Below are 21,840 nucleotides of genomic sequence, written 5' to 3' on the forward strand. Positions count from 1 at the left end.
CGGAGGGAGAGGAGACACATCATGCCCAGCACTCTGCAGAACCGCGTGGTCGGCGGCCTGGCTCTCGGCACCGCCCTGTTGCCGCTGGTCGGCCGGGCGATGGCCGCGCCGCGCGGATACACCGCCCCGACCGCTGACAGCAACGCCCGGCTGGCCGAGATGGCCGGTGACGGCGACGGCTGGTACGCCGCCGCGAGTTCGACCCCGCCCGCCACCACCTGCTCGATCAACGCCTCCGCGGTGGCGTTCGTGCAGTCGGTGGAGACCGGCGACGGCACGTTCGTGCGCAGCCTGGCGGCACAGATCAACGCCGACATCCACAATCCGTACGTCTTCGTCGGCGTGACCCTCGGCGTCTCGGTCGACGTGGTCGACAACAACGGGATCACCCTGGTCACGTACTACCACGAGGCGTTCGCCGGGGCGATCTTCGACCCGAAGGGCAACAACAAGGCGTACACGTGGATGAACAGCACGCTGATGCCGGAGGCACGGCTCAACCGGATCGACCATCTCCGCATCCGGTTCTCGAACGTCAGCTGACCGGTGGCGCGGTAGGCGTGGCACGGCGCCGCGCCTACCGCCGGCCGACGGCCGGCAGGGCCAGCGCGAGGCCCGCCGATCCGTCGAGGAACATCAGCCCGAGCCGGTGGAACTCGGCGAACACGTCGCGGACGGCCGACACCGGCATGGTCAGGCCCAGACGGTCACGGACGGCGGCCGGGCTGATCGGTCGTTCGCTGCACGCCGCGTACACATCAGCTCCCGGCCCTTCGAAGGTGTAGGTGCCCTCGCGGCCCGGCCACCGCCCGTCGTAGATCCGCAGGTACTGCGGCGCCGACCAGTAGGTCAGCGTCGGCCGGACGTCGCCCTGCCAGGCCTGCTGCCAGGCCGCGACCGCGTCCCGCAATTCGTGGTACGCCGTGTCGGGCAGCGGGTCCGCCAGCTCGTACTCGAAGAAGTAGGCGACCTGCTCGAGATCGACCCGCTCCGGATAGACGTAGCCGTAGCTCGGCTCGGGCCGGCGCCACCGCAGCGCCTCGTCCGACTGGTCGAAGAGCGGGCTGAAGCGCTCCAGCCAGATGCGTCCGGCACTCTCCGGCGGTTGCAGATGCACCAGATGGGGTACGGCCAGCGCCTGCTCGGCATAGTCCTGCGCGGACTCGCCCGGAAAACCCCACAGCACGTTCCACGACACCCGGATCCCGTAGTAGCCCGCCCAGCGCAACAGGTTGACGTTCTGGGCGGCCGTGCTGCCCTTCGCCATCAGCTTCAGGACCCGGGAGCTCAGCGACTCGAGGCCGGGCTGGATCCGGGTGACACCGGCGCGGGCCAGCAGACCCAGCTGGGCGCGGGACAGGTTGGCCTTCACCTCGTAGAAGAACTCGTAGCCGAACCCGTGCCCGACGATCTCCGGGAACAGCGTCGTCAGGTACTGCACATCCATGATGTTGTCGACCGCCGCGAACCGGAAACTGCCGCACCGCCGGGTCTGCACGGCCAGCTCGTCCAGGACCCGGGCCGGTGACTTGGCGCGGAACTGCATCGTCGCCGCGTTCAGGCCGCAGAACGTGCAGTGGTGTTTCGCGCCCCACCAGCAGCCTCGGGCCGTCTCGATCGGGATCCAGGTCTGCCGGCGGCCGGCCGCGTCGAGCAGGCCCAGCCGCTCGGCGCGCTCGAAGTACTCGTCGTAGTCGGGCGCCGGCAGCGCATCGAGATCGTCCCCCGGCGGTGCGGGCGGGGTGGCCAGCACCCGGTCGCCGTCGCGCCGCAGCACCCCCGGAACCGTGGCCGGGTCGTCGCCGGCGACCAGTGCCCGCAGCAACCGGGGGAGTGCCTCGTCGGCCTCGCCGCTGACGGCCAGGTCGATGCAGTCGACCGTACGCACGAGTTCGGCGCCCATGCCGCCGTCGAAGTTGGCGCCGCCGAACACGGTGACCAGGTCCGGGTGCCGTTCCTTGAGCCGCCGGGCCAGCGCGAACGAGGCCGCGTTCTGCTCGAACGTGCAGCTGAAACCGACCACGCGGACGTCGTGCCACGGGTAGGCGCCGGCCAGTTCGTCGAGGTACGCGGGCACGTCGTCCCGGCGGATCGTCAACAGCCGGTCGCGGATCGCCGGTGGCACCCCGCCCAGGTACGCCAGGTCGCCGGCGAACTTGTCGACCAGCCCGGAACCCGGGTCGGGTGCGTCGTCGCCGAACGCGTCGGCCGAGAACAGCCACTCGCCGACCAGCCGGCCGCGGTGCTGCGCCAGCCGGGCGTACTCGCCGGCGCCGATGCGCGCGGCGAAGTCCAGGTTGGCGTGCAGCGACCGGGCCGGGAAGCCGTGCCCGCGAACGATGGCCGTGAGCAGCCCGGCCTGGATCGACGGCCGGTCGGCGCCCAGGAAGGGCATCGACACGATCACGACGGGCCAGTCGGCGTGCGGCGCCATCGCGGCAGGCTAGGTCGCGGCCTTCTTGCTGGGTGTTCCACCGGGCGGGTTGCCGATCCGCCACCCGCCGGGGCTGGTGCCGCCGAAGGTGGCGATCCGGGTCTCGAAGCCGGAGCCGGACAGCAGCTCTTTGCCGCCGGCTTGGAAGATGCCCCACAGCAGGTTGCGGTCCTTGTCCGACAGCGCCGAGGTGATGGTCGGCATCTGGTCGGCCAGCTCGTTGATGCGGTCTTCGGGGGTGCTCATGCGAACCTCCGGAACTGAGGGTCAGCTACTCGCTACTCACGGTGCTCGGGGCGGGATCGGTGCGTCAAGGAAACGACGGCAGACCGACAAGTCGCGATGCGCTACTCCATCGGGGTGATGCCGTGCTCGGTACGCAGATCGCTCAGCGACCACTGCCGGAACAGGGCCGGGTTGCTGGTCGCAGTGGCCAGGTCCCGGTAGGTGGCGACCATCTTCTCCGCTGATTCCCTGGCCTCGGCGAACGTGCTCGTACCGATCATCGTCGTCTCCAGATAGGACCACGTGTCGGCGTCGGGCCGGTTCTGCCAGCCGACCAGGGCATGCCCGGGCACGATCACGATGGCCGGGTTCATCGAGATGCCCTCCAGCAGGCTGGCGACCAGCACCGTGCCGTCGATGCAGTTGGCCTCGCGGTCCTTCAGGGTCTCGCGCGGAAGCCGTACCCGTTGCATCGCCGCGCCCTCCTCGGGGCTGAACGACACCACCGAGTTGACGTAGATGATGCCGGTGTTCTTGAGGGCGCCGAAGATCGCTTCGACCTGGGCGACCACCTCGTCGTCGCTGCCCAGGTAGCCCACCATGCGCGGGTCGGGAAGCTGCTCCGCCACCACCCGGAGGAACTGCATGAGTGTGGGCGCGTTCGGGGTCACGAACGCGCCGAAGTACTTCGTGACGTCGCTCCACTTGCCGGTGGCCGGGTCACGGATCGCCAGCGGGGCGGTGGTGCGGGCCAGCAGCGGAAGGGCGCGGGTGCTGTGCAGCTCGACCTTGCCGTCCAGGTCCTCGATCAGCATGTTGACCGAGGCCGCGGTGAGCTCGGTCAGATCGCGGACCCGGTGGTGGAACAGGGTCGGCAGTTGATCCACCGTGGCGGTCTGGTTCGGCTCGATCTCCACGGTGTCGATCGCCCGGCCGGAGTAGCCCTCCACGAACGAGCTGATCCGCAACCGCCGGATCGCCTTGCTGGCGTTGCGCACGGTGCAGGTCACCAGCGGGTTCGCGTCGCGGTCGAACAGGTGGTAGATCGAGGTCGGCACCTGTGCCATGCGCAGCACCGCCCGGGCGTCCAGGCCGGTGGTCGCCTCCCCGCTCACCTCGTGGACCAGGGCCTCGGTCTGCGCCGCGGCGGTGTCGATGATCCGGCCACCGAGCGGCTGGTTCTCCAGCTCGGCCGGATCGTCGTCGGTGGACTGCGACTGGTCCAGCTTGCTGAGGGCGCGCTCCGCGGTTGTCAGCTCGTCGAGCAGGCTCTGCTCGGATGCCGGATCGTTCTGCTCGAACACCTCCCGGCGCAGGGCGGAGACGCGCAGGCGTAGCCCGTACTCCTTCTGGTAGCTGTTGGTCATGTCCCACCTCCAGGTTTGTCGGCCAGCGCGGCGGACGGGCTGCCGTACACGGTGTAGGCCAGCCAGGTCGGATCGCCGGCGAGAGCCCGGATCTCCTGACGGGCCTCGAAGGTCGCCTGGGCGAGCGCGAGGTTGCGGGTGACGAAGGCGCCGTAGAAGGCCGCCGCGAACTGCTGCGCGGACTTCGAGCGCACCGCCCACAGCGAGCCCAGGAAGACCCCGGCGCCCGCCGCCATGAATTGACCGGCCCAGCTCATCGGACGGTTCAGCGCCGGAATCTCACCCGCGCTGCGGCACGCGTTCAGGAAGACCAGGGGAGTGGCCGCGGTGAGGTACCGCCCGGCCACGGCCTTCGACAGGTCGACCGGGGTGAACGGGCCGTCGTCCAGGGTGATCACCGAACCGGTGGTCCGGTCGAACTCGTTGTGGCAGGTGAAGTGCAGCACGCTCGGCGGGGTCTCGATCAGCGCCCGCAGGTCGCGCAGGATTTGGATCCGGCCCAGGTCGGCCACCCCGGCGCCGAGCAACGCACGCACCTCGGCGATCTCACCCGGCGCGGTCGTGGGCGCCCCGCGCGGAGCCACGTAGGCGCTGTTGACCACCTTCAGGGTCCGCACCCGGTCCTGCCCGCGGACCCGGCGCAGCACCGGCATCCGGTCGACCAGGAAGCCGCCGGCCCGGTCGGTCTCGCGGACCGGGTACATCAGCTCCCACGGCAGGTCGACGTCGCTGTCGATGGTGAGGCAGCCGATCTTTCCCAGCTCCCAGAAGTGCTGCCGGATCTTCGGTGGCAGGGTGTTCCACAGGTTCGCGCCGAGGTTCTCCAGGCGGCTCAGCTGGTCGGCCGGATCCCGGTGCGGCCCCACGCCGCGGGCCATCTCGTCGAGTTGTGCCACCAGGGCGGCGACCTCGTCGCGAGGCTCGGCGGCCACCCGTTCCGACGGCTCGACCACCTCGGCGCCGGGGCCGATCAGGCGATAGCTGTACCGATCGTCATCCTGCCTGGCGATCCGGAGTGTCACCTCGCCGTCCTCCAGCCGCACGTCGGTGAGCGGCTCGTGCACCGAGCTCTCGGCGGTGGCAGCGCCGGCGCCGACTGCGATCTGCAGCACCATCCCGCCGACATGGGTGCCGCCGCGGTAGACATCGACCTGGACGGTCTGCGGCCCGTCGTGGACGGCGGTGAAACTGAACCGGACCATCGCCGAGTCACCGTCGGCGGGAATGTGGACGTCCTGCTCCAGATCCCCCTCCGCGACCAGCCCCGGCGCCCAGACGGCGATCGACACGTCGACGCCGTCCGGCGGGACGTCGAGGTCCATCGGCGCCGACGTGCCGCTCCCCGGGGCGCGGCGGGCCACGTACACCTGGATCGGAAACCTCGAACCGGCCGCGACCTGCTCCGGCGCCCGGGCCACCAGGTGCCGCCGCTGGTCCAGGGACCGGTAGCGGCGTTCCGTGTTCAACTGCGCGCGGGACCAGGCGCGTACTTTCGGGTCGATCGCGAGGGCCCGCAACAGGGCGTTCCTGGCCGATCCGGGCGGCAGGGCCAGGGCGGCGCCGATCGCGGCTTCGACCCGGGCCGCCTCGGTGGCGTCCGGCACCATCCGGCTCAGCAGCGCCCGGGCCGCTTCCGCGACGCGGCGGATCTCGGGTTCGTCCACGGGTGATCGTCTCCTCGCCTCAGGCTCCGACGAAGCCGAACGCCGCCCAGGCGTCCAGGCCGGCGTCGCTGCGCTCCTCCGGCTCCTCCAGCAGCAGGTCCTCGCTGAGGCCGTCGGCGACGTCATCGGGCAGGGATCCGGCGGCACGCGCGTCGTCGTACGCCTGCAGTTTCTGCTCGTTGGTGGTGTCCCGGACCCACTGCTGCGCCTGGCGCAGCGCAGCGGCCGGGACCGGCTCGTCCTTGCGCCAGCGGCGGTAGAACTCGGTCATCAGTGCGAGCGTCGGCCGGTCCGGCACCTGCCACAGCGAGGCCACGATGCCGCCGACCCCCGCCTGCAACATGCCGGTGGGCAGCGAGACCACCTCGTCCGGCAGCTCGGTGCCGGGGGTCGACGTCTCGCACGCGGACAGGACGACGAGCCGGAGGCGCAGGCTGAGGCTGAGCAGGTCGCGCAGGGTCAGTGCCTGTCCGCCGGCCAGGTTGATGCCGCTCTCCAGCGGGGTCAGCAGGTTCGCGTAGCCGTGGCAGGCGAAGTGGGCGACATCGACGTGCTGGAGGGCGTCGCGGACCTGTTCGACGGTGGCCGCCGGCCCGGTGAGCGCGGTGGGGCCGGCAGGTAGCGCCAGGGCGGCGACCCTCGCCTCGGCCGTGACGGACGGCAGCGAGGCGGACGGGTCGACCACCGCCAGGAGCCGATCTGCCGGACCGCCGGCCAGCTCCCGGGCGGCGGTGAGAGACCGGGCGTTCGGCGTGTAGCTCAGGGTCAGCTCGTCGAGGGCATAGCGTCGGCCGGTCGTGGCGCTGGAGTCCTCGTACCAGGCGGCGTGCAACGGCAGCAGCCCCAGCAGCCCGCCGGCCACCAGCACCGCGGCCGGTGCCGGGCGCAGCTCGTCGAGGACCGGGCCCATCACCTCGTCCCACAACCACCGGGTCGTGCGGTCCAGAGTGGAGTTCCAGGCAGCCAGCTGCGCCGGCCGGTCGGCCCGGAACGCGGCATAGCCCTGGTGGAAGTCGTCCACCATGGAGTGCAGGCTCTGCTCAGTCAGCTTGGGCAGCGGAACGTGGGCGACATCGTCGCCGCGAACCACCAGGGCGAGCCCGCCGAGGTCGGCCGCCGCCAGGTAGACCAGCGGCTGATCGGCGGCCGCTTCCTCGACGTCGTCGAAGGTGGGTGCCGCCAGAAACTGTTCATATCCGTCAACCCGGCGGATCTCCTCGATCACCTCGTCGAGGTCTCGCCGTGCGGCGCGGATCCGGTCCAGCATGCTGTCTTCCATGCCCTCACCCGTGCACGGTCCAGTGGCCCGCATCATTGTGGGGTGGCCGGAAAGACCAAGTCCAGATGTCAACTGAGGGACGGCATGGTCCGCTCCGCGGCGTCACGGTAACGGGTGACCAGATCACCGTGCCCGGCGTCGGCCAGCCGCTCGAGCCGGATCCGGCTCACCTCCAGGGCCTCGGAGAGCAGCACCGCCCGGCCCGTCTCGGCGGCGACCGCGGCCGCCCGGGCATCGCCGAGACCGGCCAGCGCCAGGGTGCCGCGCGCGGCGATGCCCTGCGCCATGGACAGCCATGATTCCTTGTCGGACCGTCGTACCTGGACGTTCACGAGCGCCGCGGTGGCGGCGGCCCCGATCCGGTACGCCTCCACGACTTCCGTCCACCGCTGGGCGGCCCCGGCCGTCTCGCTCCAGTTCGCCGCGCCGAAAAGAGCATCGCCGGGTAACGCTCGCAGGGCCAGCCGCCCGCTCTCCCGGTAGCGCTCGGTGGCCTCCGCCCGCAAGCCGGCGTCGTCGTTCCGGTCGCCCAGTTCGGCCAGCGCATTCGCCAGGTTCAGCAGATACCGCGGATACTCCGCCACGCCCGCGACGGTGAGTGCGACCGCCTTCCGGGACGCGGTCACCGCTCTCTCCAGCAGCGCGGTTTCGCCGAGCGCGGCCAGGGCGGTGCTCAGGTTGTTCAGGTAGGCGGGGTCGTTCGGGGCGGCCGCCACCGCGTCCTCGAAACAGGTGATCGCCTCGCGCAGCTCGTCGTGGTCACCGGTCGCGTCGAACCGGGTGCGCAGACCGTTGCCGAGGCTGTTCAGCAGCGCCGCCCGCAGCGGGGTGTCACCGCCCGCGGCGAGCGCCTCGCGGTGCCGGGAGATCGACTCCCGCAGGTCGTCGGTCAGCCGCGGGGCCAGCCGGACGGTGTACACGTGCCGGGTCCGTAGCGCGATCGCGAGGTTGTTCAGCCGGCCGGCGAGGTCCGGCGAGGTCACCGGGGTCTGCTCGACCACGTCGGTGTAGGTCGCGACCGCCTCGTCCAGGTCGGCCAGCGCGCCGCGGGCGTGGAACCGGTCGTCCAGCGCCGCCGCGACGTTGTTCATGATGCCGGTGTGCTGGCGCGGCGACAGGTCCGGGCAGCGACTCGCCTGGTCGTAGAGGGAGATCGCGCGGTCGAGATCACCCGGGCCGCCGCGGGCGTCGCGCCGGGCCAGCAGCGCGCCGGCCAGATTGGAGCGGGCCAGCGCGGCTGTCGCCGACAGGTCGCCGGCGTCCGGCTGCACCTGTTCGTAGAGATCGATGGCCTGATCCAGGTCGTCGTCGGCGCCGCGCTCCTGGAAGCGGACCAGCAGAGCGTTGGCCAGGCCCGTGCATCCGGCGACCAGCTGCTCCGGGTCGGTCGTGGCGGCGGCCGTCCGGTACAGATCGACAGCCCGGTCGAGGTCCGCGCCGTTTCCGTCCGTGTCGTGGCGATCCAGCAGCGCGCCGGCCAGTTCGCGGATCGGCTCCGGGTCGTCGGCGTCTTCGACGGCCGAGGACAGCAACGTGATGGCGCGGTCGAGGTCGGGGCCGCTGTGCCCGCGTCTGCGCAGCGCCCGGCCGAGGAACAGGTCGGCGCCGGCCTGCTGGTAGGCGTCGATCGCCGCGTCCAGGTCGCCGTCGTCGTACCGGTCGTCGTACCGGCTCTCGAGGGCGCGGCCGAGATTGCTGAACACCGCGGTCGCCACCGGGTCCCGGGCGATCGCCGCGGCGCGCCGGTACCAGCCGATGGCAGCGTCCAGGTGGTCGGGGCCGGCGCCGGCCCAGTGCTGGCGCAGGTGGGCCCCGCCCGTGCCGTCGTACACGAGCGCACGGACCACGTCTGGGGCCTCTTCCGCCTCCGCGGCCAGTGCCTCCCAGCGCGTCACCGACCCACTGACCTGCCGGGCGGCCCTGATCGACTCGGCCCAGTCCGGTGAGCTGTCCACTCCACGATGGTGCATCTTCCGTCGTCCGGGTACACAGCCCTCTCGTGACATCGATGGAGGTGGGCGCAATGGCCGGAATCGGGATCGTCACCGGAGGTGGTGCGGGGCTGGGTCGCGAGATCGTCTTCGGCCTGGCGAAATCCGGGCACGGTGTGGTCGTCGCGGACGCCGACCCGGTGGCGGCCGAGTCGTGTGCACGAGACGTCGGCGAGCTCGGGGTGCCGGCGCAGGCGGTGCAGGCCGACATCCGGGTGCCGGCCGACCTGGACCGCGTCGTGCGGGCGGCCGCCGACCTGGGCGGGCCGCGGATCCTGGTGAACAACGCGGGCGGCTGGACGCCGAACCATCAGTACCCGTTCGCCACCGCGGCCGAATGGACCGCCACGATCGCGCTGAATCTGACCGCGCCGATGCTGCTCAGCCAGCTCGTCCTCGACCGGATGCGCGATCTGGGCGGCGGCGCGATCATCAACATCGCGTCGACGGCGGGCATCGCTTCCGATCCGTACGCGTCACCGGAGTACGGCGCCGCCAAAGCCGGCCTGATCCGGTTCACGACCAGCTCGGCCGGCCTGGCCGACAGCCATCAGGTCCGGACGATGTGCGTCGTCCCCGACTGGATCGGCCTGGACCGGGCCCACCGGGAATGGGCCGTGCTGAGCCCTGCCGAGCAGGCCGCCACCCGCCCGCTGATCCCGCCGCAGGACATCGTCACGGTCGTCCTCGACCTGATCCACGGCGGCGCGGCCGGCACGGTCGTCGAGATGTGGGGCGGTAAGCCACCCGTCTACCACTGACCGCGCAGGGCGGTGGCGCCCGGCCGGATTCGGTGGGTGGATGTGACCTTCAGGGAACCATTGCTTCCGCCGGGCCGGGCGTCCCGCCAAGGGTTCAGATCGGCAGAGGCCCGCGAGGGCTTAGCACTTTCGGCGTGACCACCTGCCGTTTCCCGGCGGCCGCGCTGGGGCCTGGAGCGGGCTGGTGATCGCGCGGCTCGGCGGGCAGGTGTAGTTCTGGGTAACGGGATGCCCGTACCTTTGATTCTCAACGAACCACGCGGTAGGTGATGTGCGTGGCCAGCGACGCCGTGCGGACCTTGATCTGTTCGAGATCGAGCGCGGGCACGCCCTCGAAGAGGCGCTGGCCGGCGCCGAGGGTGACCGGCGCGATGGTGAGGGTGAGCTGGTCGACGAGCCCGGCCGCCAGATACTGATTGAGGGTCGCCGCGCCGCCGGCGATCGCGACGCGGCCCTCGCCGGGGACCTTGCGGGCCTGCTCGAGCGCGTCGTGGATGCCGCCGGTGACGAAGTGGAACGTGGTGCCGCCGGCCATCGGCAGATCCTCGCGGGCATGGTGGGTGAGGACGAAGACCGGCTTGTGGTACGGCGGCTCGTCGCCCCACCAGCCCCGCCAGGACAGATCCCATTCGTTGCGGATCGGGCCGAACATGTTGCGGCCCATGATGAAGGCGTCGGCGGCGAGCAACTCGTCCAGAATCTCCTTGTTCTCCTCCGGAGTGTCGAACATCCAGCGGTGCAGCTCGTCGGTCGGGCCGTCGCCGAACGGCTTGTCGGCGCTCAGGTTCGGTCCGGCGACGTAACCGTCGGCGGACACCGAGATGGCGGCATTGACGAAGCCCATGGCGCTTTCCTCCAGTCGACCGGTTGTGACTTGCTACTGGTTTGGACCGTAGCGAATACCGGTTGTAAGCTGCAAGTGGTTCTGAGGAGGAAACGTGGACGAGCGCCGCTCCGGCTGCCCGATCAACCTGTCCCTCGAGGTGCTCGGGGACAAGTGGTCGCTGCTGATCATCCGGGACATGATGTTCGGCAACCGGCGGCATTTCCGGGCGCTGCTCACCCAGTCCGAGGAGGGGATCGCCTCCAACATCCTCGCCGACCGGCTGCACCGGCTGACCGGCCTGGGGATGATCAGTTCGGCGCCGGATCCCCGCCACAAGCAGCGCATTCTGCTCAGTTTGACCGAGAAGTCCATCCAGCTGGTCCCGGTCCTGGCCCATCTCGGCGCCTGGGGGCGCCGGCACCTGCCGGTGACGCCCGAGCTGTCCATCCGCGCTGAGCTGCTGGAACGCGGCGGGCCTCCGCTGTGGGCACGGTTCGAGGACGAGTTGCGCGAGCTGCACCTCGGCGTTCCGAGGCCATCGGGTACGCCGTCCGTGCTCGGCGAACTGACCGCTGCGTACCTTGCTGAGGTATCAAAAGTGTCAGACCCCGGTCGTAGTCTCACCCCATGACCGCGAGCATCCCGTTCTCCACCCGTGCCGAGTTCGACGAGGCGGTGGAGCAGGCGCGCCGGGCCGCCGAGCTGTATTACGACACCGGCGACGCCCTGATGACCGACGCCGACTACGACGTGCTCGCCGACCGGATCGCGGCGGCCGTCGCGGCCAACCCGGGGTGGGACGACCGGGGGATCACCACCGCGGTCGCGGCCGGCGCCTCGGCAGGTGGCGACGTGCGGCATCCCGTCGCCATGCTCTCCCTCGACAAGATCAAGACACCGGAGGAGGCGACCGAGTTCGTCGCCACGCTCGGCGGTGACGGCTGCCTGGTCGAGGTGAAGCTCGACGGTCTAGCGATCCGCGCGGAGTATGTCGACGGCGCTCTGACCCTGGCCGCCCTGCGCGGCGACGGCACCACCGGTGAGGATGTGACGTCCCAGGTCCGGCGGGGTATCGCCGGGCTGCCGGAGAAGCTGGCCGGCTCGTGGACCGGTGAGGTGCGCGGCGAGGTCTACATGACGATCACCGACTTCGAGGCGGCCAGCGCCAACCGGGTTGCCGCCGGCAGCAAGGCGTTCGTCAACTCGCGGGGTGCCGTGGCCGGGTCGATCCGGGCGATCGACCGGAACTACGAGGCGCCGATGACCTTCGCGGCCTATGAGATCAGCGGTGAGTTCACCAGTCATCTCGAAGCCATGGATCGGGCCGAGGAGCTCGGGTTCACGGCGGCGTGCCACCTGATCCCCGAGGTGGCGGGCGAGCTGCACACCGCCGAGGAGGTGGTCGCCGCCATCGACACGATCGGCGCGCGCCGTGCCGACCTGGCGTTCCCGATCGACGGCGCGGTCATCAAGGCCAACCTGGCGAGCACCCGCCGCCGGCTCGGGCTGGCCAGCCGCACGCCGTATTGGGCAACGGCGTACAAATACGCGCCCGATACCGCCTCCACCGTGCTGCGTGACATCCAGGTGCGGGTCGGCCGGACCGGGCGGATCAGTCTGCGGGCGATCGTCGAGCCGGTCTACGTGGCCGGGACCACGGTCACCTACGCGACGCTGCACAACCCGAAATGGGTCGCCGACCAGGGCCTGGCCATCGGGCAGACGGTCGCGGTGTGGCGGGCCGGTGACGTGATCCCGCGCGTCACCTCGCCGATCGGCGAGCAGCCCCACGGCCTCACCCCGTGGGCGGCGCCCGAGCAGTGCCCGCAGTGCGGCGAGCCGTGGGACAAGTCGAGCCTGCTCTGGCGCTGCCACACCGCCTCCTGCGCAGCGGCGAACGCCCTCGCCTATTGGTGCAGCCGCGAAGCCCTCGACGTGGACGGCGCCGGCGACTCGTTCTGCGACACGCTCGTCGAGCAGGGCCTGGCCCGCAACGTGGCCGACCTCTACGACCTGACCGCCGACGGGATCGCTGAGCTGCCGGTCGGCAAGACCGCGGCCGGCGGGACGGTGACGCTGGGCCGCAACAACGCCGAGCGGATCATCGCGGGTCTGGAGGCCAGCAAGAATCAGCCGTTCAACCGGGTCGTCACCGGCCTCGGCATCCGGATGACCGGGCGCAGCGTCGGGCGGTGGCTGGCGGCGCACTTCAAGACGATGGACGCGTTGCGCGCCGCCACGGTCGAGGAGATCGCGCAGATCGACAAGATGGGCCTGATCAAGGCGCAGCACGTGGTGGACGGGCTGGCCGCGATGAGCGACGTGATCGACCGGCTGGCGGCGCACGGGCTGACCATGCAGGTCGTCGAGACCGCCGGGCCCAAGCCGTGGGACGGCAAGAAGGTCGTGGTGAGCGGCTCGGTGCCCGGGCTCAGCCGGACCGAGGCGCAGGAGGCGGCGGCCCGGCTGGGCGCGACGGTGTCGGGCTCGGTCAGCAAGAACACCGACATCCTGGTCGCCGGTGACGGGGCGGGCAGCAAGCTGGCCAAGGCGCAGTCGCTGGGCGTGGCGGTGGTCGAGGCCGAGGAGTTCGCGGCGATGGTGCAGGAGGCGGCGGCTTCGGCCTGACATCAAGCGCCGCGTTGGCGGCGCCTGCCCGCCTTGCGTTCGGCCCGGTCCGGCTCTGCCGCCTTGCGCGGTCCGGTCCGGCTCTGCGGCCTTGCGTGGTCCGGTCCGGCTCTGCCGCCCTGCGCGGTCCGGTCCGGCTTTGCCGCCCTGCGCGATCCGGCTTGCCGCCTTGCGCCGTCTGGTTTAGTCGCTTTGCCCGGTCCGGCTTTTGCTGCCTTGCGTGGTCCGGTTTGCCGCCTTTGCGCGGTGCGGCATCCCCGTCAGGCTGGGGGTCGGTCCGGGCGCTCACGGCGAGGGCGAAGGGCTGCGCGCCGGATGGCGTGCGCGCAGCATTCGGCGCGGCCACGTCCAGCGCGGCCGGGCATGCCTGGGAGGTGCGCTGTCGTCTGATGTGACTGGTCCGAGATGGTGGGTGGTGAGGCCGACGGCCATGGCTACGTGTCTCATGCGTTCAATCTAGGAAGCTTCTGGCCCACCGCTATAGTCCAGTTGCATGTCGGATCAGTGGGCCAGAATCGGCCTGGACCTTCATCTGCGCATCGACCGGGAGCACGGTCTGCGCAACGGGCTCGAGCAGGCTCTGCGGGATGCGGTGCGACGTGGGCAGCTGGCGCCCGGCAGCCGCCTGCCCTCGTCGCGGGCGCTCGCGCAGGAGCTCGGCGTTGCGCGCGGCACGGTCAGCCAGGTCTACGAGCAGCTGGCCGCGGAGGGATACCTGTCGGCGCAGCCGAGATCCGGCATGACGGTGGCGCCGCGATCGGATCCGGCTCCCGGCCCGGCTCTGCCGCCGGCGCCGTCCTACCGGCCGCCGGTCAGCGGGTTCGACCTGCGGCCATGCCTGCCTGACCTGTCGATGTTCCCCCGCCGGGAGTGGCTCGCCGCGACCCGGCAGGTGTTGCAGTCGGCTCCGCATTCCACCTTCGGCTACGGCGATCCGACCGGCAGCCCGGCACTGCGGGAGGCCCTGGCGGACTACCTCGGCCGGGCCCGGGGCGTCATCACCCACACCGGAGCACATCATCATCTGCGCGGGATACACCCACGCGCTGCGAATCGTGTGCCAGGCGTTGAACTGTGCCGGAGCCTCGATCGCCTTCGAAGATCCGACGCTGCCGGAATGCCCAGCCGTCGCCGAGATGGCCGGCTTGCGGGTGAACCGCATCGGGGTGGACCGGGACGGGCTGCTCGTCGACGACCTCACCGACGAGGCGGCGGCCGTGGTCACTCCGGCGCACCAGTTCCCGCTCGGTTTCACACTCAGCGCTCAGCGGCGCCTCCAACTGCTGTCCTGGGCCCGGCGAACCGGCGCGGTGATCGTCGAGGACGACTACGACGGCGAGTTCCGCTACGACCGCCAGCCGGTCGGCGCGCTGCAGGGCCTGGATCCCGAGCATGTCGTCTACACCGGAACTGCCAGCAAATCGATCGCCCCAGCCCTGCGCATCGCCTGGCTTGCCGCGCCCACCCACCTCGTCCCGGCCCTGCGCGAGGTACTGCGCTTCGACGAGACCCACGTCAACGTGATCGACCAGCTGGCGCTCGCCTCGATGATCCGGCGCGGTGACCTGGACCGGCATCTGCGCCGCTGCCGCACCCGCTACCGTCAGCGGCGCGACCGGCTGGGCCGGGCGGTCGCCACTCAGCTGCCCGGCGCCCGGCTGTCCGGGATCGCGGCCGGACTGCACGCGGTCCTCGAACTGCCCGGCCCGCCCTCAGCCGAGCAGGAGTTGCTCGATCGGCTGGCCGCGCACGGGGTCGCCGTTGACGGTCTCAGCTCGTTCCGTCATCGCCCGCAGGACTCGCCGCTGGGCGTGGTCGTCGGCTACGCCACTCCACCGCAACCCATGTACGACGGCGCAGTGGAAGCACTGGTCGCGGCAACTCGAGCCTACTGCGCCGACGCCGTGTAACACCTGGCCGCCCTCGCGCGGCGACACCGGCCGGCCGCCCGTCCTGCTGCGATCTTGGGCTTTGACCCACACTCCGCGGTGGTCGGAGGCGCAAGATCCAGTATCCGGGAGGATCTTGGGTGTCAGGGCACACCGGGCGGTGGGCGCAAGCCCAAGATCTCAAGCGCACCGACCGCCGCAACGGATCTTGGGTGGATTGGCGCATGCGGCGGCGCACCCGGTGGTGAACAGCGGCACAAGATCGCAGGGGTGCCGCGCGCAGCGACTCCGCTAGATCCAGATAGCTGCGATTTGGCCTACGCCTTGAAACAGGCAGGCCAGGCGGCAACATTCGGCCAGGTGTGGGCGCGAGGTCGGGTGCGCCGGTCATTGCGGGCTGAGGCCGTGGTGTGTACGGCGCTGCGGATCATCGCGGGATGGGGCTGTGGTGCGACGGGCTGTGGTGCGAAGGGGCTGTGGTGCGAAGGGGCTGCGGTGCGAAGGGGCTGCGGTGCGAAGGGGCTGCGGCGCGAAGGGCGCTGCGGATCGTTGCAGGCTGGGGGCTGTGGTGCGAAGGGCGCTGCGGGTCGTCGCGAGTTGGGGCTGCGGTGCGCAAAGGCACCGCGGGTCATTGTGGGATGGCAGCCGTGGTTCGGCGGGTGACCAGAGTGGGGGAGAGCTTGACCTGCGCCGCCGGGCGGTTGCGGTTGGTGATGCGGTCGAGCAGCAGGCGGGCGGCCTCCGAGCCGATGTGGTGGCCGGCCTGGTCGACGGTGGTCAGGCTGATCGGGGCGAAGGCCGCGAACATCGTGTTGTCGTAACCGGCGAGCGAAAGGTCTCCGGGCACCGATAGGCCGGCTTCGGTGAGGGCGTCCAGCACGCCCATCGCAACGATGTCGGCGCCGGCGAAGATGGCTGTGGGGTGTCGGGTCAGGAGGCGCTGGGCGCCGACGTAACCGCCCTCGCGCGAGTATGACGTCGACTCGATGTCGATGAACTCGCCCAGGCCGTGGGCATTCATGGCATGCCGGTAGCCGGCGGCTCGGATGGCGTTGGGCATCTCCTGCATCCGGACCGGGTCGGTCTCCAGGTGTTCGATGTGGGCGATCCGGGTGTGGCCGAGCGCGGCGAGGTGGGCGATGACCAGGCCGGCGCCGGTGAAGTCGTCGTCGGCGACGGTGTCGTAGCTGGTGGCGGTGCCGTGCCGGCCGACCACGACGGTGGGGACGGCCCGGGCGACGCGTTCGAGGTGGGAGCGGCTGCCGGTGGGGGCGATCAGCAGCAGGCCGTCCATGTTGCGGTCGATCATGGCGTCGTGGATGCGGGCCTCGGCGGCCTCGTCGTTGCAGCAGCGGGACAGCATCTGCACGTAGTCGGTGCCGTCGAGGGCGGCGGTCACACCGTCGAGGACGTCGGCGAAGAACGGGTTGCGGAAGTCGGGCAGGGTGACGCCGATGGTGTACGTCTGCCCGCGCATCCCCCGCGCGGCAGTGGACGGGCGGTACCCGAGGTCCGCGATCGCCGAGCGAACCTTGGCCTGCATCTCGGCGCTGGCCCCGTACGCGTTCCGCAGCACCTTGGACACTGCGGTGGTGGAGACCCCAGCGTGCCGGGCCACGTCGACGATCGTGACCCGTCGTGCCGGCCCGGAACCCATCCGATCTCCCTCCCCTGGAAAACGTTGCCCAGTCTAGGGCTGCGGCAACTCCCAGGCCAGACCCGTGATCATCGGTAACCTCTTGACGCTTCCTGCCATCTGCTCTTAGTGTCGGCGAAACAAATTGGAAAACGTTACCCACGCCACACGTCGGAGCCGCGACGCCTGTTGGGTCGCCGCCAGCCCCGCGCTGTCCGCAACGAATTGCCCCTGCGCTATGAAACGATTCAACGAAGTGGGTCTCCCGTGACACTCGACGTGAAAGAACGCGTCCCGGCGCAGGTGGCCGGCACGCCGCGGCGCCGGCACTTCGCAGCGCCGCCCTGGTGGTTCATGCTTCCCGCGCTGCTGCTGTTCGCCTTCGTCGTGCTGGTGCCCAGCGCCCGCGGCGTCTACTACGCCTTCACCGACTGGGACGGGCTCGACCCCGACTTCTCCTTCATCGGCCTGGACAACTTCACCGCCATCGCCGACGACCCCGACGCCCTGCAGGCCATCTGGCACACCCTGCTGATCGCGGTCGCCATCACCGTCATCCAGAACGGCATCGGCCTGCTGCTCGCCCTCGGCGTCAACACCGCCATCAAGAGCCGCAACTTCCTGCGTGTCCTGCTGTTCGCCCCGGCGGTGATCACCCCGATCGTCACCGCCTACCTGTGGCGCAACCTGCTCGGCCCCGACGGCGCGGTCAACAGCCTGCTCAACGCCGTCGGCCTGGACGGGCGGAACTGGCTCGGCGACCCCGACCGGGCGCTCTGGATGGTCGTGCTGGTCGTGGTCTGGCAGTTCGCCGGCTACTCGATGGTCATCTTCCTGGCCGGATTGCAGTCGGTGCCGCGGGAGATCTACGAGGCGGCCGCCATCGACGGCAGCGGGCCGGTCCGCCGGTTCTGGTCGATCATCCGGCCGCTGCTCGCCCCGGCCATCACGATCAACCTGATGCTGTCGATCATCGGCGGGATCAAGCTGTTCGACCAGGTGTACGCGCTCACCGGCGGCGGACCCGGCCACGCCACCGACACGATCTCCACGCTGATCTACAAGGACGCGTTCACTCTCGGCGAGTTCGGCTACAGCATCGCCCTGGCCGTGGTGCTGACCGCCATCGTCGCCGTCGCCTCGGCCGGCCAGTACGCCGTCCTGTCCCGCAACGAGAAGGCGGCGTCATGAACCGCTACACCGCGCGTACCTTCGCTCTGGAATTCGCCATGATCGCCGTGGCGATCGTCTTCGCCTTCCCCGTCTACGTCCTGGTCAACCTGGCCGTGCGGGCGCCGGGCGACACCTCCTCGCCGCTCAGCCTGACCAGATCGCCCACGCTGAGCAACTTCACCGAAGCGTGGCAGGTGGCCGGACTGGGCGGCGCCCTGATCAACAGCGTCGTGGTGACGGTGGTCAGCGTGCTCATCGTGCTCGCGGTGTCGGCGCTCGCCGCGTACCCCCTGGCCCGAAGCACCGCGCACTGGTCCCGCGGCGCCTTCCTGCTGATCATGCTGGGGTTGATCCTGCCGTTCCAGCTCGCCGCGCTGCCGCTCTACCAGACCGTGCGTGACCTGGGCCTGCTCGGCTCGGTCTGGTCCCTCGTGCTGTTCTACTCCGGTCTGCAGGTGCCGTTCACGACGTTCCTCTACGTCGGTTTCCTGCGGGCGCTGCCCCGCGATTTCGAGGAGGCGGCGTTCATCGACGGTGGTTCGCCGTTGCAGACGTTCCGGCACGTCATCTTCCCGATGCTGAAGCCGATCACGGTCACCGCGCTGGTGCTCAACGCGGTCAGCGTGTGGAACGACTTCTTCACCCCGCTGCTCTATCTCAGCGGCAGCGACCAGCAGACCATGCCGGTCGCGATCGCCGGGTTCGTCGGCCAGTACGCCGCCGACTGGAACCTGATCTTCGCATCGCTGCTGATCAGCATCATTCCGGTGCTGGCCGTCTACCTGGTCCTGCAGCGCAGCATCATCAACGGATTCGCGGGAGGGCTGAAGGGATGATCCCTGACGGCTTGCAGACCGAGCAGCGCACCGAGCCGCTCGGTCTGGACGAGAAGCAGCCGCGGTTCTCCTGGAAGTTGGAGAGCGAGCGCCGCGGCGCTGCCCAGAGCGGCTACCGGATCACTGCGACCCTCGACGGCGAGCTGGTCCGGGACACCGGCCGCCGCGACAGCGACGAGACCCTGCTGATCGCCTGGGCGGGTCCGGCGCTGCGGTCCGCGACCCGGTATCACTGGCGGATCGAGGTGTGGGACGAGTCCGGCGCCGCCGCGGGCAGCGCGCAGAGCTGGTTCGATTCCGTGGAGTTCGCCGACGGGACGCGCGGGCTGCACGCGGCGGTCAAGAGAGCCTTCACCGACGTGTACGTCAGCAACGACGGCAGCGTCAAAGGCGGTACGCAAACCGCGTACCTCCTCGCCCTCGGTTTTGATCTGCTCCCGCCGCACCTGACCGGCAACGCCGTCGCCCCGCCTGGCCGCCGACCTCGCCGGCCTCGGCAATCGCCTGACCACCGGCTTCGTCGGCGTGCCGCTGCTGTGCCCGGTGCTCGCCGAGCACGGCCGCGCCGATCTGGCCTACGCGCTGCTGCACCAGAACGAATACCCGTCCTGGGGTTACTCGATCCGGCACCGCCCTACTGCAAGTCCCCGGCAACGGGGACACCCTGCGGCTGACCTCCGGCCGCTACACCTTCACCGCCTCCGACTGATCAATCTCCAACGCGGGAGAAACCATGAAGTCACGAAAGGCCCTGGTCGCCCTCGCGGCCTTGACACTGCTGGCCGGCTGCTCGGGCGGCACCAACTCCGGCTCCGACGGCGACGAGAACAACACCGTGCTGACCATCGCCTCGGTCGACCAGGGCTCCGTCGAGAAGGTCGTCGAAGCTTTCAAGGCCGCCAACCCCGGCATCACGGTCAACCTCACCACCAGCGGCGCCGATCAATATCAACAGCAGATTCGTACGCAGCTGGCGTCCGGAACCGCGCCGGACGTGATGACGGTCTGGCCGGGCAACGGCAACCCGGGCGCCACGTACGTCATCGCCAAGCCCGGCTATCTGATGGACCTGTCCGACCAGCCGTGGGCGTCGCAGCTGCCGGACGCGTTCAAGAAGGTCGCCCAGTACGAGGGCAAGACGTACAACGCGCTGTTCGGCCTCAACGGCATCGGCGCGGTCTACAACGACGCCGCGATGACCGCGGCCGGGCTCACCGCGCCGGGCACCTGGACCGACCTGCTCGCCTTCTGCAAGGCCGCCGCAGGCAAGGGCACTCCGGCGTTCGCGCTCGGCATCCAGGACAACTGGGTCACCCAGCTGGTCCTGTACGCCCTGGTCGCCACCACCGTCTACAGCGGCGACAAGGACTTCGACACCAAGATGGCCAATGGGCAGGCCACCTTCGCGAACTCCCAGTGGACCACGGCGATGGCCAAGTACCAGGAGATGTCCAAGGCCGGCTGCTTCCAGAAGGACCCGCTCGGCACCAGTTACGAGGCCAGCCAGACCCTCGCGGCGACCGGTAAGACGCTCGGCATCATCCAGGGCAACTGGATCGTCAGCCTGCTCAAGCAGAAGAGCCCGGACGGCAAGTTCACCATGAAGGCGCTGCCGGCCACCGACGACCCGGCGCAGTTCATCATGCCGGCGGCCGCCGGAGCGGGGTACGGCATCAACGCGAAGGCGAAGAACAAGGAGCTCGCGCTCAAGTTCGTCACCTACGTCATGTCCCCGGCCGGCATGAAGCTGTTCAACGAGACCCAGGGCAGCCTGCCCACCCTGCCCGAGGCCGGCACCACCGTCGACCCCGGCCTGACCGAGCTCACCACGTACGTCAAGGACAACAAGACCGTGCCGTTCATGGACCAGTTGTGGCCCAACGCCAAGGTCCAGCAGACCATGCTCAGCGGCCTGCAGGAGATCTTCAGCGACCAGACCACCGCGGACAAGGTCCTCACCGACATGGACACCGACTACAAGGCCGGTTCCTAGGAGATCGGCGCCGTCGACCGGCGGGGGATCAGCGTGGGGGAGAGCTTCACCTGCGCGGCCGGCCGGACCGTGTCGGCGATGCGGTCCAGCAGCAGGCGGGCGGCGTTCGCGCCGATCTCGTGGCCGGCCTGGTCCACCGTGGTCAGGCTGATCGGGCCGAACGCGGCGAACGTGGTGTTGTCGTACCCGGCGACCGAGATGTCGCCGGGTACCGACAGCCCGGCCTCGGTGAGCGCGTCCAGCACGCCCATCGCGACGATGTCGGCGCCGGCGAAGATCGCAGTCGGGCGCTGCGGGCGGTCCAGCAGTTGTTTGGCGCCGAGATAGCCGCCCGGCTGGGTGTACGTGGTGGAAGCGACGTCGATGAACTCGCCGAGACCGTGGACGTGCATGGCGTGCCGGTACCCGTCGGCGCGCACCGCGTTCGGCATCTCCCGCAGCCGCACCGGGTCGGTCTCCAGGTGCTCGATGTGGGCGATGCGGCGGTGGCCGAGCTCGGCCAGATGGGCGACGACCAGGCCGGCGCCGGTGAAGTCGTCGTCGGCAACGGTGTCGTACGCGGCCGAGTTGCCGTGCCGGCCGATGACCACGGTCGGCACGGTACGGGCGATGCGCTCGAGGCGCTGCCGGGAGGTCAGCGGGGCGATCAGGACGACGCCGTCCATGTTGCGGTCGATCATGGCGTCGGTGACGTGGGCCTCGCCGGCCTCGTCGTTGCAGGCCGAGGCGATCAGCACCTGGTAGTCGGTGCCGCCGAGCTGCGCGTTGATGCCGTCGAGGACGTCGGCGAAGAACGGGTTGCGGATGTCCGGCAGCATCACGCCGATGGTGTAGGTCTGGCCCCGCATCCCGCGCGCCGCCGCGGACGGGCGGTAGCCGAGCTCGTCGATCGCGGCGCGGACCTTGGCCTGCATCTCGGGGCTGGCACCGTACGCGTTACGCAGCACCTTCGACACCGCCGTGGTGGACACCCCGGCGTGCCTGGCCACATCGACAATCGTGACCCGGCGTGCGGGCGCTGGACCGTTCGGCATCCGATCTCCCTGTCTGGGCAACGTTGCCCAGCATAGGTCTTGACCGTCCTCGGCCCCTGCTTTTAGGGTCGCGGAAACGCTTTGGAAAACGTTACCCACGCTCC

General features: G+C 70.3%; 17 protein-coding genes and 3 pseudogenes. 11 read left to right on the forward strand and 9 right to left on the reverse strand.

Features of this window, described 5'->3' with window-relative positions; all coding sequences use genetic code 11:
• Window positions 1–21 precede the first annotated feature (21 nt).
• Complete coding sequence (locus tag OHA21_RS09525; protein WP_328472321.1) at window positions 22–543, forward strand: hypothetical protein; 522 nt, start codon at window positions 22–24, stop codon at window positions 541–543.
• Window positions 544–577: 34 nt separating this feature from the next.
• Here OHA21_RS09525 and OHA21_RS09530 read toward each other — a convergent pair whose 3' ends face one another.
• The 6 genes from OHA21_RS09530 to OHA21_RS09555 all read right to left on the reverse strand — a co-directional run bounded on the left by OHA21_RS09530 (window position 578) and on the right by OHA21_RS09555 (window position 8,924).
• Entirely contained in the window at window positions 578–2,434 is a 1,857-nt protein-coding gene (locus OHA21_RS09530; protein ID WP_328472323.1) for a RiPP maturation radical SAM C-methyltransferase, read from the reverse strand.
• Between the two features lie 9 nt (window positions 2,435–2,443).
• Entirely contained in the window at window positions 2,444–2,680 is a 237-nt protein-coding gene (locus OHA21_RS09535; RefSeq protein WP_328472325.1) for a hypothetical protein, read from the reverse strand.
• 101 nt (window positions 2,681–2,781) lie between these two features.
• On the reverse strand, window positions 2,782–4,026 hold the full coding sequence (locus tag OHA21_RS09540) for a hypothetical protein (protein ID WP_328472326.1): 1,245 nt from the start codon (window positions 4,024–4,026) through the stop codon (window positions 2,782–2,784).
• Window positions 4,023–5,690 carry a CHAT domain-containing protein gene (locus tag OHA21_RS09545; protein WP_328472327.1) on the reverse strand — a complete coding sequence of 556 codons (1,668 nt, stop codon included), beginning with the start codon at window positions 5,688–5,690 and terminating at the stop codon, window positions 4,023–4,025. Before OHA21_RS09545 ends, OHA21_RS09540 begins: the two co-directional genes overlap by 4 nt.
• A 19-nt stretch (window positions 5,691–5,709) precedes the next feature.
• The gene (locus OHA21_RS09550) at window positions 5,710–6,969 is read right to left on the reverse strand and encodes a CHAT domain-containing protein (protein ID WP_328472328.1); all 1,260 of its coding nucleotides are present in this window, start codon (window positions 6,967–6,969) and stop codon (window positions 5,710–5,712) included.
• A 68-nt stretch (window positions 6,970–7,037) separates the two neighbouring features.
• Window positions 7,038–8,924: a hypothetical protein gene (locus tag OHA21_RS09555; RefSeq protein ID WP_328472329.1), complete on the reverse strand. Its 1,887-nt coding sequence runs from the start codon at window positions 8,922–8,924 to the stop codon at window positions 7,038–7,040.
• A gap of 68 nt (window positions 8,925–8,992) precedes the next feature.
• Here OHA21_RS09555 and OHA21_RS09560 point away from each other — a divergent pair, with 68 nt between their 5' ends.
• The gene (locus tag OHA21_RS09560) at window positions 8,993–9,721 is read left to right on the forward strand and encodes an SDR family NAD(P)-dependent oxidoreductase (protein WP_328472330.1); all 729 of its coding nucleotides are present in this window, start codon (window positions 8,993–8,995) and stop codon (window positions 9,719–9,721) included.
• A 247-nt stretch (window positions 9,722–9,968) separates the two neighbouring features.
• Here OHA21_RS09560 and OHA21_RS09565 read toward each other — a convergent pair whose 3' ends face one another.
• Window positions 9,969–10,565: a dihydrofolate reductase family protein gene (locus OHA21_RS09565; RefSeq protein WP_328472331.1), complete on the reverse strand. Its 597-nt coding sequence runs from the start codon at window positions 10,563–10,565 to the stop codon at window positions 9,969–9,971.
• A gap of 94 nt (window positions 10,566–10,659) precedes the next feature.
• Here OHA21_RS09565 and OHA21_RS09570 point away from each other — a divergent pair, with 94 nt between their 5' ends.
• From OHA21_RS09570 to OHA21_RS09580, 4 genes and pseudogenes are all read left to right on the forward strand, one after another.
• Window positions 10,660–11,178, forward strand: a complete 519-nt coding sequence (locus tag OHA21_RS09570; protein WP_328472333.1) for a winged helix-turn-helix transcriptional regulator — start codon at window positions 10,660–10,662, stop codon at window positions 11,176–11,178.
• Complete coding sequence (ligA, locus tag OHA21_RS09575; RefSeq protein ID WP_328472335.1) at window positions 11,175–13,175, forward strand: NAD-dependent DNA ligase LigA; 2,001 nt, start codon at window positions 11,175–11,177, stop codon at window positions 13,173–13,175. The genes OHA21_RS09570 and ligA overlap by 4 nt, the downstream gene beginning before the upstream one ends.
• A gap of 493 nt (window positions 13,176–13,668) precedes the next feature.
• Window positions 13,669–13,863, forward strand: a pseudogene (locus OHA21_RS52675) (GntR family transcriptional regulator); the annotation flags it as partial.
• 367 nt (window positions 13,864–14,230) lie between these two features.
• On the forward strand, window positions 14,231–15,085 hold the full coding sequence (locus tag OHA21_RS09580) for an aminotransferase-like domain-containing protein (RefSeq protein ID WP_442875083.1): 855 nt from the start codon (window positions 14,231–14,233) through the stop codon (window positions 15,083–15,085).
• 607 nt (window positions 15,086–15,692) lie between these two features.
• Here OHA21_RS09580 and OHA21_RS09585 read toward each other — a convergent pair.
• The gene (locus OHA21_RS09585; protein WP_328472336.1) at window positions 15,693–16,721 is read right to left on the reverse strand and encodes a LacI family DNA-binding transcriptional regulator; all 1,029 of its coding nucleotides are present in this window, start codon (window positions 16,719–16,721) and stop codon (window positions 15,693–15,695) included.
• 246 nt (window positions 16,722–16,967) lie between these two features.
• Between OHA21_RS09585 and OHA21_RS09590 the strand changes: the two genes are divergently transcribed.
• The 5 genes and pseudogenes from OHA21_RS09590 to OHA21_RS09605 all read left to right on the forward strand — a co-directional run bounded on the left by OHA21_RS09590 (window position 16,968) and on the right by OHA21_RS09605 (window position 20,702).
• Window positions 16,968–17,891 (forward strand): carbohydrate ABC transporter permease, encoded by a 924-nt coding sequence (locus OHA21_RS09590; protein ID WP_328472338.1) that lies wholly within the window; start codon window positions 16,968–16,970, stop codon window positions 17,889–17,891.
• Window positions 17,888–18,709: a carbohydrate ABC transporter permease gene (locus tag OHA21_RS09595; RefSeq protein WP_328472340.1), complete on the forward strand. Its 822-nt coding sequence runs from the start codon at window positions 17,888–17,890 to the stop codon at window positions 18,707–18,709. Before OHA21_RS09590 ends, OHA21_RS09595 begins: the two co-directional genes overlap by 4 nt.
• Window positions 18,706–18,990, forward strand: a pseudogene (locus tag OHA21_RS52680) (glycoside hydrolase family 78 protein); the annotation flags it as partial. The gene OHA21_RS09595 and the pseudogene OHA21_RS52680, both read left to right, overlap by 4 nt.
• 244 nt (window positions 18,991–19,234) lie before the next feature.
• Window positions 19,235–19,285: pseudogene (locus OHA21_RS09600) on the forward strand (hypothetical protein); the annotation flags it as partial.
• A gap of 157 nt (window positions 19,286–19,442) precedes the next feature.
• Window positions 19,443–20,702 (forward strand): ABC transporter substrate-binding protein, encoded by a 1,260-nt coding sequence (locus OHA21_RS09605; protein WP_328472342.1) that lies wholly within the window; start codon window positions 19,443–19,445, stop codon window positions 20,700–20,702.
• On the opposite strand, the gene OHA21_RS09610 is transcribed toward OHA21_RS09605, so the two are convergent.
• A complete protein-coding gene (locus tag OHA21_RS09610; protein WP_328472344.1) occupies window positions 20,699–21,736 on the reverse strand; it encodes a LacI family DNA-binding transcriptional regulator in 1,038 nt (345 codons plus the stop codon). The two genes, OHA21_RS09605 and OHA21_RS09610, sit on opposite strands and share 4 nt — an antisense overlap.
• Window positions 21,737–21,840: the final 104 nt, after the last annotated feature.

The organism is Actinoplanes sp. NBC_00393 (assembly GCF_036053395.1).
In the GTDB taxonomy this organism is placed as follows: domain Bacteria; phylum Actinomycetota; class Actinomycetes; order Mycobacteriales; family Micromonosporaceae; genus Actinoplanes.

Coding starts and splice junctions, on each gene's coding strand:
- OHA21_RS09525 (WP_328472321.1), top strand. CDS start 22: ATGCCCAGCACTCTGCAGAACCGCGTGGTCGGCGGCCTGGCTCTCGGC.
- OHA21_RS09530 (WP_328472323.1), bottom strand. CDS start 2,434: ATGGCGCCGCACGCCGACTGGCCCGTCGTGATCGTGTCGATGCCCTTC.
- OHA21_RS09535 (WP_328472325.1), bottom strand. CDS start 2,680: ATGAGCACCCCCGAAGACCGCATCAACGAGCTGGCCGACCAGATGCCG.
- OHA21_RS09540 (WP_328472326.1), bottom strand. CDS start 4,026: ATGACCAACAGCTACCAGAAGGAGTACGGGCTACGCCTGCGCGTCTCC.
- OHA21_RS09550 (WP_328472328.1), bottom strand. CDS start 6,969: ATGGAAGACAGCATGCTGGACCGGATCCGCGCCGCACGGCGAGACCTC.
- OHA21_RS09560 (WP_328472330.1), top strand. CDS start 8,993: ATGGCCGGAATCGGGATCGTCACCGGAGGTGGTGCGGGGCTGGGTCGC.
- OHA21_RS09565 (WP_328472331.1), bottom strand. CDS start 10,565: ATGGGCTTCGTCAATGCCGCCATCTCGGTGTCCGCCGACGGTTACGTC.
- ligA (WP_328472335.1), top strand. CDS start 11,175: ATGACCGCGAGCATCCCGTTCTCCACCCGTGCCGAGTTCGACGAGGCG.
- OHA21_RS09585 (WP_328472336.1), bottom strand. CDS start 16,721: ATGGGTTCCGGGCCGGCACGACGGGTCACGATCGTCGACGTGGCCCGG.
- OHA21_RS09595 (WP_328472340.1), top strand. CDS start 17,888: ATGAACCGCTACACCGCGCGTACCTTCGCTCTGGAATTCGCCATGATC.
- OHA21_RS09605 (WP_328472342.1), top strand. CDS start 19,443: ATGAAGTCACGAAAGGCCCTGGTCGCCCTCGCGGCCTTGACACTGCTG.
- OHA21_RS09610 (WP_328472344.1), bottom strand. CDS start 21,736: ATGCCGAACGGTCCAGCGCCCGCACGCCGGGTCACGATTGTCGATGTG.